Annotated in this window: 12 protein-coding genes; 7 read left to right on the top strand and 5 right to left on the bottom strand. The window is 67.5% G+C overall.

The annotated features are described in order from the left end of the window. The first annotated feature begins 879 nt into the window (after nucleotides 1–879). The 7 genes from ASE78_RS02485 to ASE78_RS02455 all read left to right on the top strand — a co-directional run bounded on the left by ASE78_RS02485 (nucleotide 880) and on the right by ASE78_RS02455 (nucleotide 8,389). Entirely contained in the window at nucleotides 880–1,206 is a 327-nt protein-coding gene (locus ASE78_RS02485; RefSeq protein ID WP_056492759.1) for a hypothetical protein, read from the top strand. A gap of 48 nt (nucleotides 1,207–1,254) precedes the next feature. Beyond that, the gene (locus tag ASE78_RS02480; protein WP_200910976.1) at nucleotides 1,255–2,259 is read left to right on the top strand and encodes an AAA family ATPase; all 1,005 of its coding nucleotides are present in this window, start codon (nucleotides 1,255–1,257) and stop codon (nucleotides 2,257–2,259) included. Then, nucleotides 2,225–4,894 carry a S8 family peptidase gene (locus tag ASE78_RS02475; RefSeq protein WP_056492753.1) on the top strand — a complete coding sequence of 890 codons (2,670 nt, stop codon included), beginning with the start codon at nucleotides 2,225–2,227 and terminating at the stop codon, nucleotides 4,892–4,894. The genes ASE78_RS02480 and ASE78_RS02475 overlap by 35 nt, the downstream gene beginning before the upstream one ends. Next, the gene (locus ASE78_RS02470) at nucleotides 4,891–5,844 is read left to right on the top strand and encodes a hypothetical protein (RefSeq protein WP_056492750.1); all 954 of its coding nucleotides are present in this window, start codon (nucleotides 4,891–4,893) and stop codon (nucleotides 5,842–5,844) included. The genes ASE78_RS02475 and ASE78_RS02470 overlap by 4 nt, the downstream gene beginning before the upstream one ends. Before the next feature lie 214 nt (nucleotides 5,845–6,058). Next, nucleotides 6,059–6,487: a LexA family protein gene (locus ASE78_RS02465; protein ID WP_056492748.1), complete on the top strand. Its 429-nt coding sequence runs from the start codon at nucleotides 6,059–6,061 to the stop codon at nucleotides 6,485–6,487. After that, the gene (locus tag ASE78_RS02460) at nucleotides 6,484–7,752 is read left to right on the top strand and encodes a Y-family DNA polymerase (RefSeq protein ID WP_056492745.1); all 1,269 of its coding nucleotides are present in this window, start codon (nucleotides 6,484–6,486) and stop codon (nucleotides 7,750–7,752) included. Before ASE78_RS02465 ends, ASE78_RS02460 begins: the two co-directional genes overlap by 4 nt. A 424-nt stretch (nucleotides 7,753–8,176) precedes the next feature. Continuing rightward, nucleotides 8,177–8,389 (top strand): hypothetical protein, encoded by a 213-nt coding sequence (locus tag ASE78_RS02455; RefSeq protein ID WP_056492742.1) that lies wholly within the window; start codon nucleotides 8,177–8,179, stop codon nucleotides 8,387–8,389. A 31-nt stretch (nucleotides 8,390–8,420) separates the two neighbouring features. Here the strand turns inward: ASE78_RS02455 and ASE78_RS02450 are convergent, their stop codons facing one another. Genes ASE78_RS02450 through ASE78_RS02430 form a run of 5 tightly spaced genes read right to left on the bottom strand, consistent with a single transcriptional unit; the run spans nucleotide 8,421 to nucleotide 15,186 of the window. Then, nucleotides 8,421–8,654, bottom strand: coding sequence for a hypothetical protein (locus ASE78_RS02450; protein ID WP_056492740.1), 234 nt, complete (start codon nucleotides 8,652–8,654; stop codon nucleotides 8,421–8,423). Next, nucleotides 8,647–9,564, bottom strand: a complete 918-nt coding sequence (locus ASE78_RS02445; protein ID WP_056492735.1) for a cation diffusion facilitator family transporter — start codon at nucleotides 9,562–9,564, stop codon at nucleotides 8,647–8,649. The genes ASE78_RS02450 and ASE78_RS02445 overlap by 8 nt, the downstream gene beginning before the upstream one ends. Beyond that, nucleotides 9,554–12,775, bottom strand: coding sequence for an efflux RND transporter permease subunit (locus ASE78_RS02440; RefSeq protein ID WP_056492732.1), 3,222 nt, complete (start codon nucleotides 12,773–12,775; stop codon nucleotides 9,554–9,556). Before ASE78_RS02440 ends, ASE78_RS02445 begins: the two co-directional genes overlap by 11 nt. Nucleotides 12,776–12,778: 3 nt before the next feature. Next, nucleotides 12,779–13,927: an efflux RND transporter periplasmic adaptor subunit gene (locus tag ASE78_RS02435; protein ID WP_056492729.1), complete on the bottom strand. Its 1,149-nt coding sequence runs from the start codon at nucleotides 13,925–13,927 to the stop codon at nucleotides 12,779–12,781. Then, nucleotides 13,924–15,186, bottom strand: coding sequence for a TolC family protein (locus ASE78_RS02430; RefSeq protein WP_056492728.1), 1,263 nt, complete (start codon nucleotides 15,184–15,186; stop codon nucleotides 13,924–13,926). Before ASE78_RS02430 ends, ASE78_RS02435 begins: the two co-directional genes overlap by 4 nt. Nucleotides 15,187–15,226: the final 40 nt, after the last annotated feature.

Raw genomic sequence — 15,226 nt, 5'->3', positions numbered from 1 at the left:
ATATGGAAGTATTTATTACTGGATAAGTAAGAATAGCGGTCGGCTCTTTCGACTGCGAAGAAGACGCACTCGATAGAATTTGATCCATGAATGTCGGGTCTTTGATCCTGGCAGTTGCTGGTACAGCATCGGCGCAAGCACCAAGAATACATGATGGGACAGGTTCTACACGCGAGGACCCGGTCGACATGGGCGATCCCCGGCTTTTGCCGGGCGGGCGATACGGCACGGCATCGTCAGGAGAAACCGAGGGCGCTGGCGAAGCGGTGCGCTATCAACCGGAAGGCCGTCGCCAAGTGAAAGCGGCGCACGGTGGTCGAGGGATGTGCAGACAGGTCCAAAGGCCTCACATCCGACGGTGTCGACCATTTTGGAGGCGGTGGTTGTTGCCTTTCGACGGCATCGGCCATTCGCGGGAGAAGGCGACCGATAACAGGGTCGCATCAACTAATGAGGGAGAACCTCGTCACCGGCAGGCATATATGGCTGATGCTTGCGCTGGTGACCCCTACGGGATCAAAAGCCAACATTGCAGAACGGCAGAAAACCGCGGTTTCTTGTGTGGCTTCTCCATGGCCGCTGTACCAGCGACAGCTACCTCGCGCTGTACCTTCGGCATGCCCGCGCCGCGACGACGCCGCGACGCGAGCGACGTACGAGTTTCCGGATGGATTGCCCATCCGCCATTCCAGGTGCTTAGGCGGGCCGTGCCTGTCGCCAGACGAACGGGTCAGGGTATCTGCGTCGGGCGACATAGCTGAGGCTGCTCTGCTCGTAGAGCCAGCGCATGCGGGTGGGTAGGCCATTTGCGTCGCGTGGCCATCGTCAAAAGTTACGCTAGATGTTGCTTTTCGACCGTCTAGGTGTCACATCGCAGCGATGGATCAGAACGATCGCTTCAGGACTGCGCTTTGGGCATTCGTAGGCCGGCAGCAGAGCAAGACTGCTGCGGCCATCGAACTCAAGGTGACCCGCACCGACCTTTATCGATACATTTCCGGGGACACGGTGCCACGGCCTGAACGAATGAGAAAGATGATGTCGAGAATGGCGGCGGGCGTGGTCCCACATGCCTCCGGCGCCATCGATATTCCGCCGATGTCCGAAGAAAACGTTACGCAGATGCGTGACATGCTGTTACACTTGGCGTCACTGCTCGACCTTGACCTGGCGAGCAGGCGCGTCAATGAACGGAAGGGCGGCTGATCGCTTGGATTCGGCCGTGGCGGTGTATCGATGAGTAGAGCGGACCTGGTGATCCAGCTGGCGGAAGCCGGCGCACAGAACGATCATGCCAAGCTGGAGCGGACAGTGGCCGCGCTGGTTGCGGAGGCGCGCGCAAAGCAGCATCATACACTCGCCGACCGACTCTCCAAGGCGCTCGGTGCCGTGGCGCCGCCGTCGCGCCAGGCTCCTCGAGCGGTCGGAGGTACGTTCCTGCCCGACAAGGTCCGCGATCTCGTCATCGAGCGCCCCGCCCGGCGCAGCCTCGACGATCTGGTGCTGCCGCCGGAGGTCGAGGCGCAGGTTCGCGACCTCGTCGAGGAGCAGCACGAGGCCGACCGCCTGCGTGCGAACTCGCTCGAGCCGCGTCACAGGGTCATGCTCGCTGGCCCGCCGGGCAACGGCAAGACGACCCTCGCCGAGGGCATCGCCTCCGCGCTTGGCGTCCCGTTCCTGACCATCCGCTACGACGCCGTGATCGACAGTTACCTCGGCGAGACGTCTGCGCGGCTGAAGCGTGTCTTCGAATTCGCCCGTTCGACGCCCTGCGTCCTGTTCCTCGACGAGTTCGATGCGCTCGGCAAAGAGCGCGGCGACATCCACGAGACCGGTGAGATCAAGCGCGTCGTCTCATCTCTTCTCCTCCAGATGGACGATCTTCCTTCCTACACGGTGATCGTCTGCGCCTCCAATCATCCCGAGCTGCTCGACCGCGCCGTATGGCGGCGCTTCCAGCTGCGCCTCGAGCTGCCGATGCCGACGCGCGCCGACTTCCGGCGCTGGCTCGAGCATGTCGGCGCCGACCGGAAGGCGCTGGGCATCGATCCGGCCGCGCTAGCGCGCGACCTGGAAGGCGGGAGCTTCGCCGAGGCGGAGGAGTTCCTGATGGACGTTAAGCGCAAGATCGTGCTCGCGAAGGGGTCGCCCAAGGCCGTCGTCACGCAGCAGCTGAAGGCGTGGAAGGGGCGGTTCGGCCCCAAGGCGGGAGAGAACGTAGGGGATGGCGCGGGAGATACTGCCGCTCGGGCGGGATAGAACGAAGGAGCACGACTTCATCAAGGGTCAGCCGGACCGGCGCAAGCGCCGGAACGTTCCGGTCGATCAGCAGGTGCAGCGGCTCGGTCCGGTGCTCGAGAAGAGCTTCAGGGACATCCTCGATCGCGACGACATCAAGGTCGCCGACGATCCATCCGCGTTGGCCCCGGAGCGAGCCTTGGTGATGGAGATCATCGGATCGCCCGCGCGCTTCGTCAACGCGGCGAGCAAGGTCGGGCTGGAGTGGCTGGCCGAGGAGGTCGCAGTCCTTCACGGCGTCAGGTCGTACTTCGATCCCGGCTCCGATCCGCTTGAGCAGGATGACGAGGATTCCGGCTTGGACGAGCAGGACGGCGTGCTGACGGAAGCGGACGGCGACTTCCTGCTGGACGACGACGTTCACCCGGCCGACGAGATGCCCGGTACGCTGTATCTGGGCATGCCGACCAAGGCCACGTTCGAGACGCTGCGGAAGCTCTGGGACCTATACGCGGCAAAGAAGAAGCCGCCGGATCACCACGGCGACTGGTGGAAGCTGTTCGGACTGCTGCATCAGCTGCGCCCCTGGGGGCCGCAGGATCGGATCGCCGAGACGACGCGGCGACGCCTGACCGACGAGCGGTACCGCCCAGCGGGTCAGGACCTGCGGCTCGAGGTCGACCTCTGGTACCGCGGCGATGCCGCGCGGCGCGACGAGGCGGCCGCCGACTTCCGATCGGCGGTCGAGACCCTCGGCGGCAGCGTGCTGGACGAGTTCCGCGTCGACGAAATCCGCTACCATTCGATGCTGGTCCATCTGCCCGGTAGCGCCATCGATTCGATCGTCGCGCGGACGGGACCGATCGCGCTGGACGACGACGTCATGTCGATCCGCCCGCAGAGCGCCTTCCGGTTCTCCGTCGAAGAGCCCGTGACCGAGCAGGTTCCGGACGAAGAGGACGGCGACGGCGATCCCGACCGCGCGTCGATTGGCGCGCTGATCGACGGCTGGCCCATCGAGAACCACGTGAAGCTACGCAATCGTCTCGACGTCGTCGAGCTGGACGTCGCCGACAGCCTCGCGCCGGTGACCAAGCGATATCACGGCACCGCGATGGCCTCGCTGATACTGCGCGGCGACCTGCACGAGGACAATCCGCCCCTCCGGCGCAGGCTGAAGGTGGTGCCCGTGCTTGCGCCGGACGGCGGGGTAGAAACACCGCCGCGCGACAGACTGGCGTTGCGGCTGATCTATCGCGCGGTAGAGGACCTGAAGGCCGGAACGGGCGGCCAGGAGCCGAGCGGCCCCGACGTGGTGATCATTAACCATTCGATCTGCGACGAGGCGTTCGGCTTCGCGGGAGCGGTGAGCCCCTGGGGCCGGCTGCTCGATCATCTCGCGTGGAAGTACCGCGTGCTGTTCGTGGTGAGCGCGGGCAACATCGTCGATCCGTTCGATCTGCCCGCCTATCCGACCTCCGCCGACATGAGGAAGGCGTCGGCGGAGCACCGGCAGGCCGAGATGCTGCGCGGCGTCGACGGGGCCAAGGCAAAGAGAACGATGTTTTCCCCTGCGGAATCGGTGAACTCGCTGACCGTAGCTGCCGCACACAGCGACGGGTCGACGCTGACGCTGCCTGCCAACAAGACCGACCCGTACGGTACGCTGGCGGCACCGAACCTCGGGTCGGGGCTTGGTCACGGCTTCAACAGGTCGGTGAAGCCGGACGTGATGCTGCCAGGGGGGCGGCAGGTGGCCCACCCGACGGAAGGCGGCATCCTGCAGGTTCATGGTCGCGAATTTGCCGACTACATCGGCCAGCGGGTGGCGATGCCCGATCCGACGCTCGGGCGGCTGGACTTCACCCGCATGTCGTCGGGCACGAGCAACGCGGCAGCGCTGGCGACGCGCGCGGGCATGCTGATCGGCGACGTTCTCGACGACTCGCCAGCGCTCAACGCGTCTGGACCCTGGTACCGCCGTGATACTGCGCCGTGCGTGCTGAAGGCGCTCATCGCTCATGGAGCCGGCTGGGGCGAACTCGGTCGCACGATGATCGACATCCATGCGCCGGCGGGCCATCACGAGCGTCGCAAGGAGGCGGTTGCGCGTGCCATGGGGTATGGCGCGGTGGATCCCGAGCGCCTCTTCGGCGCTGGTGGGCACCGCGTCACGCTGCTCGCGGAGGATCACATCGTCAAGGACGAGCGCCACATGTGGCGCGTTCCGCTGCCCGACGAGCTCCGGTCCTATGCGGAGTTCAGGCGCATCGTCGTGACGCTTGCCTGGCTGACGCCCGTATCGCCGAACAGCTCGCAGTACCGCACGGTCGGGCTGTCGCTGCTAGGCGGAACGGGCAAGTCGGACCTGTGGGAGGGCGTACACCGCGTCGGCCACCAGCCGGCGATCGGCTTCGGCCGTCGTGGGACCCTGATCCACTCCGTCTACGAAGGCGACCGCAAGGCCATTCCGTTCGGCGAGGACGGCGGGTTCGAGATCAACGTGCAGGCCGTCTCGAAGATGCCCGGCATGACGGCCGTGAAGATACCATATGCTCTCGCCGTCACGATCGAAGTGGCGGACTCCATCAACGCGGACATCTCGGCATCCGTACGGACCCGGGTGCTGCCGCAGGCACAGGTAGGTAGCCGATGAGCGATTTCGACGAGGAGCGCAGCCTCGGGTACCAGCCCGACGATCAGGTGGCCGATTATCTGGAGGCGATCGGCGATACCGAAGGCGCCGCGCTGCTGCGCGAAGCGGGCATTCGTGGCCAGGGGATCGGGCGGCTGCTCGGCAAGGCCTGGAGCCACACCTCGCACGTCGTCGGCTTCGTCGAGGAGAGAAACGCCGGCGAGCCTGCTGCGGCGCAGGTGCCGATCCGGCCCGCCTTCGAGGCCGAGGCGGATCCGTCGCTGATCGGCACCCAGATCAAGGTGACGCTCGACGTCTTCCAGGTTCACGAATACCCGGGCCTGAGCCCGCACAGCGTCCTGTTCGACTTCCAGGGGCGCGACCAGGCTGGAAGCGAGGCGCAGGACCTGCAGTTCGCCAGCGTGCTGAACGTCAACAGCCATGATCGGGCGGCGGTGAATGGCGTGCCGATCTTCACCGGCCTGACCGTCCCCGGGGACGGACTGTCCTTCAAGGCTACGACGATCCGCATCGGCAGCAGCAGCGACCAGGCGATTGTCGACGTCCTTGAAAGCTCGGCGTTCAAGGAAGGACTGAAGCTCATGGGCACCCTGCAGCCCGCGCTGCCGCAGCTTGTCGGCCTTGCCGCCGGAATCACGAAGAACATCTCCAACCGTTTCCTGAACAGGCAGATCCAGAGCTTTGACCTCGGTCTGGATTTCGGGGCGAACCCCTCGTCGATTCGCTTGCGGCGCGGATCGTATGTCGTCGTCCAGGTTCCCGGACGCGACTCATGGCGGTGGGGCGACTGGAGCCTCGACCGGCACACGATGGGCGTCGTCGACTCCGAGGGGAAACCGGCACCGTTCAACGTCATCGTCTTCGGCGTTACCGGCAGCACCTCGACGGAGGCTCGATCCGCCGTGAGGTCCGACGGGCAGACTGCGCTGGACACCTCGAGAAACGCTTGACGCTGGTCTGCAACGCCGGGCCGGCGGCCGATGAGATGAGGCGCTTCGGCCTTCCGGACGCGTAGATTTGTTCCTTCACGGCAGCGCTGCCGGGTACTGACGGCAGCTGCTCGGGCCGGATGCCCCGGATCCGGCGCAAAGAATCTGCGTCCGAGCTGTTCCCGGAATGTTCACTCCGTCCTACAAAGGCGGGATGAACTTACCGCGAGGAAGCATGCCACACCTGACGCTGCACGAGCTGCCGTTCGAGATGGTGTCGAGCGAGGCGCGGCTTCTGGTCGAGACGACGCCGGCCGGCTTTCCGTCGCCGGCGCAGGACGACATGGAGGAGCCGATCGATCTCGCCGCCTGGCTGATCGACCACCCCGCGGCGAGCTACGTCATGCGCGTGGCCGGCCACTCGATGGTCGATGCGGGCATCGCCGACGGCGACCTGGTCGTGGTGAGCCGAGCAGTGGAAGCGCGTCCCGGCGACATCGTCGTCGCGCTGGTCGACGGCAGTCGGACGATGAAGCGTCTCCGTCGGTCGGCGGGACGCCTGTGGCTGGTGCCGGAGGCGGAGGGCTACGAGCGCATCATCGTCGACGAGACGGTCGAGGTGTGGGGCGTCGTAGTTGCGTTGGCGCGGCGGTACAGGCGGTGAGCACGATCGCGCTCATCGACTGCAACAACTACTATGTCAGTTGCGAGCGCGCCTTCGACGCCAGCCTGTCCGGCGTTCCGGTGGTGGTGGCCAGCAATAACGACGGCTGCGCGATAGCCCGGTCTGCCGAGGCGAAGGCCCTTGGCGTGAAGATGGGCGATCCCATCCATCTGATCCGCGACCGCCTGACCAAGCACGGCGTCGTGGTCCGATCGTCGAACTACACCTTGTACGGTGACATGCAGCGTCGCGTCGTCGCCGCGGTGGAGGACTTCGCAAGCGAGGTGGAGATCTATTCGATCGACGAGACTTTCCTCGACCTCGAACCGTTCGCCGACCGCGATCTCGTCGATCACGCCAATGCGATGCGGGACCAGGTGCGGCGCTGGACGACGATTCCGACCTGCGTGGGCATCGCACCCACGAAGACGCTGGCGAAGCTGGCGAACGCCGCCGCGAAGAAGAATCCCCTGTTCGACGGCGTCGCCGATCTGCGTGACGAGACGATCAGATCGTGGGTGCTGGACCGATTCCCCGCTCGCGACGTCTGGGGCGTCGGCAGCGCCACCGCAGCGAAGCTGGCGGACCTGGGCATCGTCACGGCCGGGCAGATCCGTGACATGCAGATGAAGCAGGCGCGTGGTCTGGGCACCGTGGTGCTCGAGCGGCTCGTCGCCGAGCTTCAGGGTGTCGCCGCCAGCGCGGTCGAAGTCATCGAGCCCCAGCGCAGGGGCATGGCGGTGACGCGTAGCTTCGGAACTCCGGTGCACGACATCGATACGCTCATGGGCGCGGTCGCACAGTATGCGATGCGGGCGGGCGAGAAGCTGCGGCAGCATGGGCTGGTCGCCGGCCAGCTGACGGTCTTCTTCCATACCAACCGCTTCAAGACCGGGGCTGGCCAGTACCAGGGGGCGAGGCGGGTCACGCTGCATCCCATGACGGCGGACTCGCTCGAACTGCTCTCCGCCGCGCGGCGGGGCGTGGAGGCGGCATGGCGCGATGGCTATGCCTACACCAAGGCGGGCATCATGCTCGACGACCTGGTTGCCGCCGATCTCCGACCGCGCACCCTGTTCGAGGGCGACACCGATCGGCGCGTGCGGCTGATGACGGCGCTGGACGAGGTCAACGGACGGTTCGGCAAGTTCACGGCGGTGCCGGCGGCGCAGGGGTTCAGGCGGGACTGGAAGATGCGCGCCGAGAACAAGTCGCCGGCGTGGACCACCAGCATCGACGACGTGCCGCTGGTACGCGCCGACTGATCGTGCTGGTCGCGTTCATGTGGCCGACCTATAAGAGCCCCATGACGCTTCGCCGCATCATCCGCGCATCGGCGCTGCTCCTACTCGGCATGATGATGCTCGTGCGCATGGGGCCGCTGTGTGAGTCCATGGCGATGGCTGCGCCTCCGACCTCCGGACCAGTCGCGATGGCGGATTGCGACCGTCCGGCCCCAACCCATCGGTCTGCGGGCAAGGCCGCGGTTGGCGCGTGCGCCGGGGCCTGCCTGGCCACCGAAGCTGATCGGCAGATCGCTGCTGCCGAACCCGGACTGCAGCCGGCACTGCATGCGTCTTCGCTGCATCCGCCGCTAGAGGGCCTTTCCGGTGCTCCGGTTCCACCACCTCCGCGAAGCGCGTGATCGACCGAACACACCAACGATCACGTAATTCGAGGAATGCTTACATGAAGACGATCAGGTTCATCGGCGCGGCTGTCGCGCTCGCGCTCGTTCCCGCCACCGCGTTCGCGGCGGCCGACTGCTGTGCCGACAAGACGTGCTGCAAGGACGGCGCCGACTGCTGCAAGGACGGCAAGGGCGATTGCTGCAAGGACATGAAGAAGGGCGGCGATCACGCCGGCCACGACATGTCCGGCATGAAGATGCCTACGAAGTGAAGCTGCCGGCGGGGGCCTGCGCTCCCGCCGCTCAGTCCTGACCGTCGGGGACGGTGCCGCCGTTGGTCCGCCATGGCCGGTTCCGCCCCGGCAGTCTCAGACGAAGCGTAGCCGCCCGTCCGCGGATGCCGTCGACGGTCCGGTTCATCGCCCGTGCGATGTCGCCGATCTGCTGACGTGCGGCGATGCGTCGACGCAGATCGTCGTCGTCCTCGTCCGACCATCGTCGGGGCGGTCTTCGTGCCGCAGGCGCGTCGTCAGGCATGGACCTCGTGCCCGTCTCCGCATGGTTCGCCCGGTGCTTCGGTCTGCACGGTGACGTGCGAGATGTCGAAGCGCTGGTCCAGCATGGCCGCGACGCCGAGGCGGACGGGGTCCGGATCGCAGCCCTGTCCCAGCGTCACGTGCACGGTGCAGCTGACGTCGTCGTTCGACATCGACCAGACGTGGAGGTCGTGGAGTCCGGCGACGCCCGGCACGGCTGCGATGGCGGCGCGGACCTCGGTCAGCCGCAGGCTTGATGGAACACCCTCGAGCAGCACGTTGGTGGTGTCGCGCAGCAGTATCCACGTCCGCGGCAGCACCCACAGGCCGATCGCCACCGCAACCACGGGATCGATCCAGGTCCAGCCGGTGAACCGGATCGCCGCGGCGCCCGCGATGACGCCGATCGAGCCGATCATGTCGGCCCACACCTCGAGGTAGGCGCCCTTGACGTTGAAGCTCGCATCCTTGCCCGCGGTCAGCAGCCGCATGGATATCAGGTTCACGACCAGGCCGATCGCCGCGACGATCATCATGCCCCAGGACTGGATCTCCTGCGGCTCGGTGAACCGCCTGATCGCCTCCACGAAGACGTAGATCGCGATGCCGAACAGCAGCACCGCGTTGAAGGCGGCGGCAAGGATCTCGAAGCGTCGGTAGCCGAACGTCCGCTTCTCGTCCGGCGCCTTGCGTCCCAGCCGGATCGCAAGCAGCGCGATCACCAGCGCCGCGACGTCGGTCATCATGTGCGCGGCGTCGGACAGCAGGGCGAGGCTGTTGAAGACGATGCCTCCGATCACCTCCGCCACGAGATAGGCGGAGGTCAGGGCGAGCGCCCAGCCGAGCATCTTGGCGTTGGCGCCTGTCGTGTGGTCGTGCGAGTGCCCGGCCGAGCCGTGGTCATGCGCCATGGTGCGCCTCCTCGAGTGTTTTTTGGGTTACGGTGTCGGCGCGTCGCCATCCGCCGAAGCGGGCGTAGAGCGTCGGCAGGACGAACAGGGTCAGCAGCGTCGCCGAGATGAGGCCGCCGATGACGACCGTCGCCAGCGGCTTCTGCACCTCCGCGCCCGCACCGTGGCCTAGCGCCATCGGTACGAAGCCGAGGCTGGCGACGAGCGCCGTCATTGCGACGGGGCGAAGACGGGCTAGCGCCCCATCACGGGCGGCCTGCACCCGGTCGATGCCCCGCGCCATCAGGTCATGGATGGACGACACCATGACCAGCCCGTTGAGCACTGCGATGCCGGAGAGCGCGATGAAGCCGACGGCGGCGGACACGGAGAACGGCATTCCCCGGAGGACCAGCGCCAGCACGCCGCCGACGAGTGCCAGCGGCACGCCGGTGAAGACGATCACCGCGTCGCGCACCGAGCCGAGCGCGCCGTAGAGCAGCAGCATGATGACCGCGAAGCAGACGGGGACGACGAGCAGCAGCCGGTCGCGGGCGGAGGCCAGGTTCTCGAACTGCCCGCCCCATTCGACGTACGTGCCCGGCGGCATCTTCACCTGCGCGTCGATCGCGGCACGCGCGTCCGCCACCACACCCGCCACGTCGCGGTCGCGGACGTTCGCCTGCACCACGACGCGGCGCTTGCCGTTCTCGCGGCTGATCTGGTTCGGGCCGTCGACGACCGCGATGTCGGCGACCGTCGACAGCGGCACGAAGCCACCAGCTGAGGTCGGCACCGGCACCTGCGCCACCTCGGTCAGGTCCGATCGCGACGCTTCGGATAGGCGGATCACCACCGGGAAGCGGCGGTCGCCCTCGAAGATCACGCCCGCCTCGCGACCACCGATCGCGGCGGCGACGGTGTCCTGCACGTCGCCGGCCGTGACCCCGATCCGCGACATCGCCATGCGGTTGGGGCGGATGTCAAGCATCGGCAGTCCTTCGGTCTGCTCGACCCGCACATCGACGGCACCGCGTGTCCTGCGCAGGACGTCGGCGATGCGGTCGGCCGCATCGTTCATGCCGCCGAAGTCGTCACCGAACACCTTCACCGCGATGTCGCCGCGAACGCCCGCGATCAGTTCGTTGAAGCGCATCTGGATCGGCTGGGTGATCTCGTAGGCGTTGCCCGGCAGCGTCGAGAGCCGCTTCTCCATCCGCTTCACCAACTCCTCCTTGGCAAGTCCGGGGTCGGGCCATTCCGCACGCGGCTTCAGGATGACGAAGGTATCGGTGGCGTTGGGCGGCATCGGGTCGGACGCGATCTCCGACGTGCCTGTGCGGGAGAAGGCGAAGCGCACCTCGGGCTGACGCGCGAGCATCTTCTCGACCTGGAACTGCATCGCCTGGCTCTGGTCGACCGAGGTGCCGGGGATGCGGACGGCCTGGACGAGGATGTTGCCCTCGTCGAGTTGCGGCAGGAATTCCTGTCCGAGCGTCGTGAACGCGACGCCGGCCAGCGCCAGCGCACCGACTGCGACGCCGAGCGTGACGCTCGGCCGCCCCATCGCCTTGCCGAGACCCGGCTCGTAGCGGCGACGCAGCCAGCCGATGACCCGGCTTTCCTTCTCGTCGACCGGTCGGCTGAGCCAGATGGCGATGGCAGCGGGCACGAAGGTCATCGACAGGATGAAGGCGAAGACGAGCGCGATGATAACGGTCAGCGCCATCGGCTCGAACATCTTGCCCTCGACGCCGGTGAAGGTGAGCAGCGGTGCATAGACGAGGATGATGATCGCCTGACCGTAGACGGACGGGCGGATCATCTCGCGGGCCGAGGCCGCGACAAGGTCGAGACGCTGTCTAAGCGGCAGCGGCTCGCTGCGGCCGTGCTGGGCGTCGCCGAGCCGGCGGAGCGCATTCTCGACGATGATGACGGCGCCGTCGACGATCAGGCCGAAGTCGAGCGCGCCAAGGCTCATCAGATTGGCCGATACGCCTGCCCGCAGCATGCCCACGCTGGTCAGCAGCATGGTGATCGGGATGACGAGCGCCGCGATCAGCGCCGCGCGGAAGTTGCCGAGCAGCGCGAACAGCACGACGATGACGAGCAGCGCGCCCTCGGCGAGGTTGCGCGCGACCGTGGCGATGGTCGAGTTGACCAGCTCGGTGCGGTTGAGCACCGGCTTGACCACCACGTCAACGGGCAGCGCGCGGCCGATTGCCTTCAGCCGTTCGCCCACGCCGGTGGACACGGTGCGGCTGTTCTCGCCGATCCGCATGACGGCGGTGCCGACCACGACCTCATGGCCGTTCTCGGAGGCGGAACCCATGCGCAGCGCCTGTCCGGTGCGGACCGTGGCAATCTGGCTGAGCAGGATCGGCACGCTCTCACGCGTGGCAATCACGGTCCGCGCCAGTTCGTCGGCGTTGCGCACGCGACCATCCGCACGGACGGCCAGCCCTTCGCCGTTGCGGTTGACGACGCCAGCCCCGGCGCTGGTGTTGTTGCGCTTGAGCGCTGTCGCGAGATCCTGAAGCGTGATCTTCATCGCCGCCATGCGCTGGATGTCGGGGACGACCAGATATTGCTTGGTGTAGCCGCCGAGGCTGTCGACCCCGGCCAGGCCCGCGCTGCTCTTCAGCTGCGGGGTGACGATCCAGTCCTGAACGGTGCGAAGGTAGGTCGCCTTGTCTGCGGCATCGACGAGGTGGTCACCCTCCGGCGTGATGTAGCTGCCGTCTTTCTGAAGACCGGGCTCGCCGTTGCGGTGGTTGACCTGGTCGAGCTCGCGATACTCGACTGTCCACATGAAGATGTCGCCGAGCCCGGTTGCGATCGGCCCCATCTCCGGGTTCACCCCCTCGGGCAGGCTCTCCTCCGCCGTACGAAGCCGTTCGGCGACCTGCTGTCTCGCAAAGTAGATGTCCGTCTTCTCGTCGAACACCGCGGTGACCTGGGCGAAGCCGTTGCGGCTGAGCGAGCGGGTGTATTCGAGGCCGGGAGTGCCGGCGAGCGCGGTCTCGACGGTGAAGGCGACCTGCTTTTCGATCTGGTCCGGCGAGAGCGCTGGCGCGACGACATTGATCTGCACTTGGTTGTTGGTGATGTCGGGGACGGCGTCGATCGGCAGCCGCTGGATGGCGAACACCCCGGCGAGTGCCGAGGCGAGCGTCAGCAGCAGGACAAGCCAGCGCTTTTCGACGGCGAAAGTGACAATACTGGCGAGCATGGCCTAGTCCTCGTCCTTGGCTTCGCCCTTGCCGAGTTCGGCCTTCAGCGTGAACGAGTTGGTGGAGGCGATGCGCTCCTCGCCGGTCAGGCCGGCCATGACGGTGACCGAGCCGCCGTTGGTGCGGCCGAGCGTCACCGGGGTCGCCTCGAAGCCCGACGGCGTGCGGACGAAGACATGCGGCTTGTCGCCGATCATCTGCACGGCGGCGGACGGCACGGCGACGCTGCGATCGCCGGTCGCGGGCAGCAGCACCGAGACGCTGACGTTCTCGCCGACGCGCCACGTGCCGCCAGCGTTTTCGATGGTCGCGATCACCGGCACCAGCCGGGTGGTCTCGTCGAGGATCGGCGAGACGAAGGTCACGCGGCCCTCCTGGCGTCGTCCGGCCGACGCGACCTCGACGCGCGCCCCTGGCGCGACGCGTCCGGCATCGGCGGGCACCAGCGACATGGTCACCGACACCTTGGCCAGGTTCGCGACACGGAAGATCTCCGCGTCGGCGGCGATCTGCTGGCCCAGCGTCGCCGAGCGGGCGATCACCTGACCCGAGATGGGCGAACGGACGGTAATACGGTTGAGGGCGCCGCCGCCGCCACCGGTGGCCGACAGCTGCTGACGGGCGAGACGCAGCGCGATGTTCGCCTCGGTCGCGGCGGTGCGGGCAGCCACGAGGTCCTGCTCCGGCGACACCCGCTCCGCAAACAGGCGCTGCTCGCGTCGGAGGTTCGACTGGGCCAGCTTGGAGCGGGCGCTCGCCGCTTCCACCTCGGCGTTGAGGCTTGCGGCTTCGCGGCTTTCGATGACAGCGAGCGTTTCCCCGCGCCGCACCGGCTGGCCAAGATTGCGCGTAAGCGAGACCAGCCGGCCGCCGATGGCGGCCGAGACCACCTGCACGCCCTGCGGGTCACCCTCGATGGTCGCGGGGAGCTCGATCGCGCCGGCGACGCCGCCGACGGTCGGACGGGTGACTTCGATGCCTGCGTCCGCGATCTGCTGCGCGGAGAGCGTGGCGCTCATCGGATCGCCCGTGGCTGCCTCTTTGGTCTCCCCGGCCTCGCCGGCGTTCTCCGTTGGCTCCGCCGAGCGGTCGCAGCCGGAGACGGCGAGCGCCAGGACGGCCGGTATCGCGGCCTTCATGATGCGGTTCATCGTTGATTGTCCTTGGGAAGCGGCGCGGCGGCGGTCAGCCGATCCAGGCGCGCCTGCGCGTCGTGATGGGCGGCCAGCGCGTCGATCGCGGCCGTGCGGGTTTCGAGCAGCGTGCGTTCGGCATCGAGCAGATCGAGCTGCCCGAACTTGCCTTCGCGGTAGCCGATGCGGGCGATGCGGGCGGCCTCGGTCGCCGCGGCAAGCGCCGGTCCAGCGGCGTTGCGCGCCGTAGTCGCGGCGTTTTCGGCTTCGGCCTGCGCCGTCGCCACGTCCTGCTCGGCATCGAGCAGCGCGACGCGCCGCTGCGCATCTGATTGCTCGCGCTGGGCTTCGGCCACGGCGATGCTGGCGCGCCCGTTGTTGAAGACGTTGAGAGGGATCGAGATCCCGAACACCGCGGCGACGTCGTTGGTCTGCTCCAGTCGCCGCGCGCTGGCGCTGACCGTGAGGTCGGGCACCCGCTGGCTTCGCGCCAGTCGCACTTGCGCGCTCGCCGTGTCGAGGTCGGCGCGCGCCGCGGCGACCGTCAGGGTCCCGGAAGTCGCCATCGGTCGCATCGTGCCGGTCGAAGGCACCGCGTCGAACCAGCTGCGATCGAGCTCTCCCACCGGCATCCCGAGCAGCCGGGCGAGATTCCCGGACGCAGCCACGGCCGATCGTCGCGTCCGTTCGAGCGCCCCCTCGGCGGCAACGCGGGCGACGTCCGCGCGCTGCTCCTCAAGCGGCGATGCGCGGCCTGCCTGCACCCGCACGCGGGCGGCACGCAGCACTTCGGCCGCGATGCCTACCTGATCCTCCGCGATGATGACCCGACGCTGGGCGGCGGCGGCGGCGTTGTAGGTCTGCGTGACCCTCAGCCGCAGGTCGGCGCGCGTGATCTCGGCTTGGAGACCGGCACGTCCGATCTGCGCCTTGGCGACGGCGATGCGGGCGCCGCGCTTGCCGCCGAGCTCCAGCGGCAGCGCGAGGCCGAGCGTCGTCTCCGACGATCTGAGCCCCCGATAGATGCCGGTGCCGGCGACGTTCTCCGCTTCGCCGACGATTGACGGGTTGGGACGAAGGCCGGCGACGAGGCGCTGTGCTTCGGCGGCACGGATGCCGGCCGCTGCAGCGTCCTGGAATGGCGACGACGCGCCCGCCCTGTCGAGCGCCTCGGCGAGCGTAAGGACCGGCGCCGGGGCGACGATCCGGTCGGTCTGGGCCTGCAGCGACGATGCGCAGGCTCCTGCGGCCAGGACGGCCGCGATGATGCGATGCATGGAATGCTCCTGACGGTAGTGCGTGGACGCGCATCCGCGC

The sequence above is a fragment of the Sphingomonas sp. Leaf25 genome, from assembly GCF_001421635.1.
Taxonomy (GTDB): Bacteria; Pseudomonadota; Alphaproteobacteria; order Sphingomonadales; family Sphingomonadaceae; genus Sphingomonas.
The sequence above is the reverse complement of the archived record's forward strand: the minus strand, read 5'-3'. Positions and strand labels throughout refer to the sequence as shown.

Coding starts and splice junctions, on each gene's coding strand:
- ASE78_RS02450 (WP_056492740.1), bottom strand. CDS start 8,654: ATGCCTGACGACGCGCCTGCGGCACGAAGACCGCCCCGACGATGGTCG.
- ASE78_RS02485 (WP_056492759.1), top strand. CDS start 880: ATGGATCAGAACGATCGCTTCAGGACTGCGCTTTGGGCATTCGTAGGC.
- ASE78_RS02435 (WP_056492729.1), bottom strand. CDS start 13,927: ATGAACCGCATCATGAAGGCCGCGATACCGGCCGTCCTGGCGCTCGCC.
- ASE78_RS02470 (WP_056492750.1), top strand. CDS start 4,891: ATGAGCGATTTCGACGAGGAGCGCAGCCTCGGGTACCAGCCCGACGAT.
- ASE78_RS02475 (WP_056492753.1), top strand. CDS start 2,225: ATGGCGCGGGAGATACTGCCGCTCGGGCGGGATAGAACGAAGGAGCAC.
- ASE78_RS02440 (WP_056492732.1), bottom strand. CDS start 12,775: ATGCTCGCCAGTATTGTCACTTTCGCCGTCGAAAAGCGCTGGCTTGTC.
- ASE78_RS02465 (WP_056492748.1), top strand. CDS start 6,059: ATGCCACACCTGACGCTGCACGAGCTGCCGTTCGAGATGGTGTCGAGC.
- ASE78_RS02430 (WP_056492728.1), bottom strand. CDS start 15,186: ATGCATCGCATCATCGCGGCCGTCCTGGCCGCAGGAGCCTGCGCATCG.
- ASE78_RS02455 (WP_056492742.1), top strand. CDS start 8,177: ATGAAGACGATCAGGTTCATCGGCGCGGCTGTCGCGCTCGCGCTCGTT.
- ASE78_RS02445 (WP_056492735.1), bottom strand. CDS start 9,564: ATGGCGCATGACCACGGCTCGGCCGGGCACTCGCACGACCACACGACA.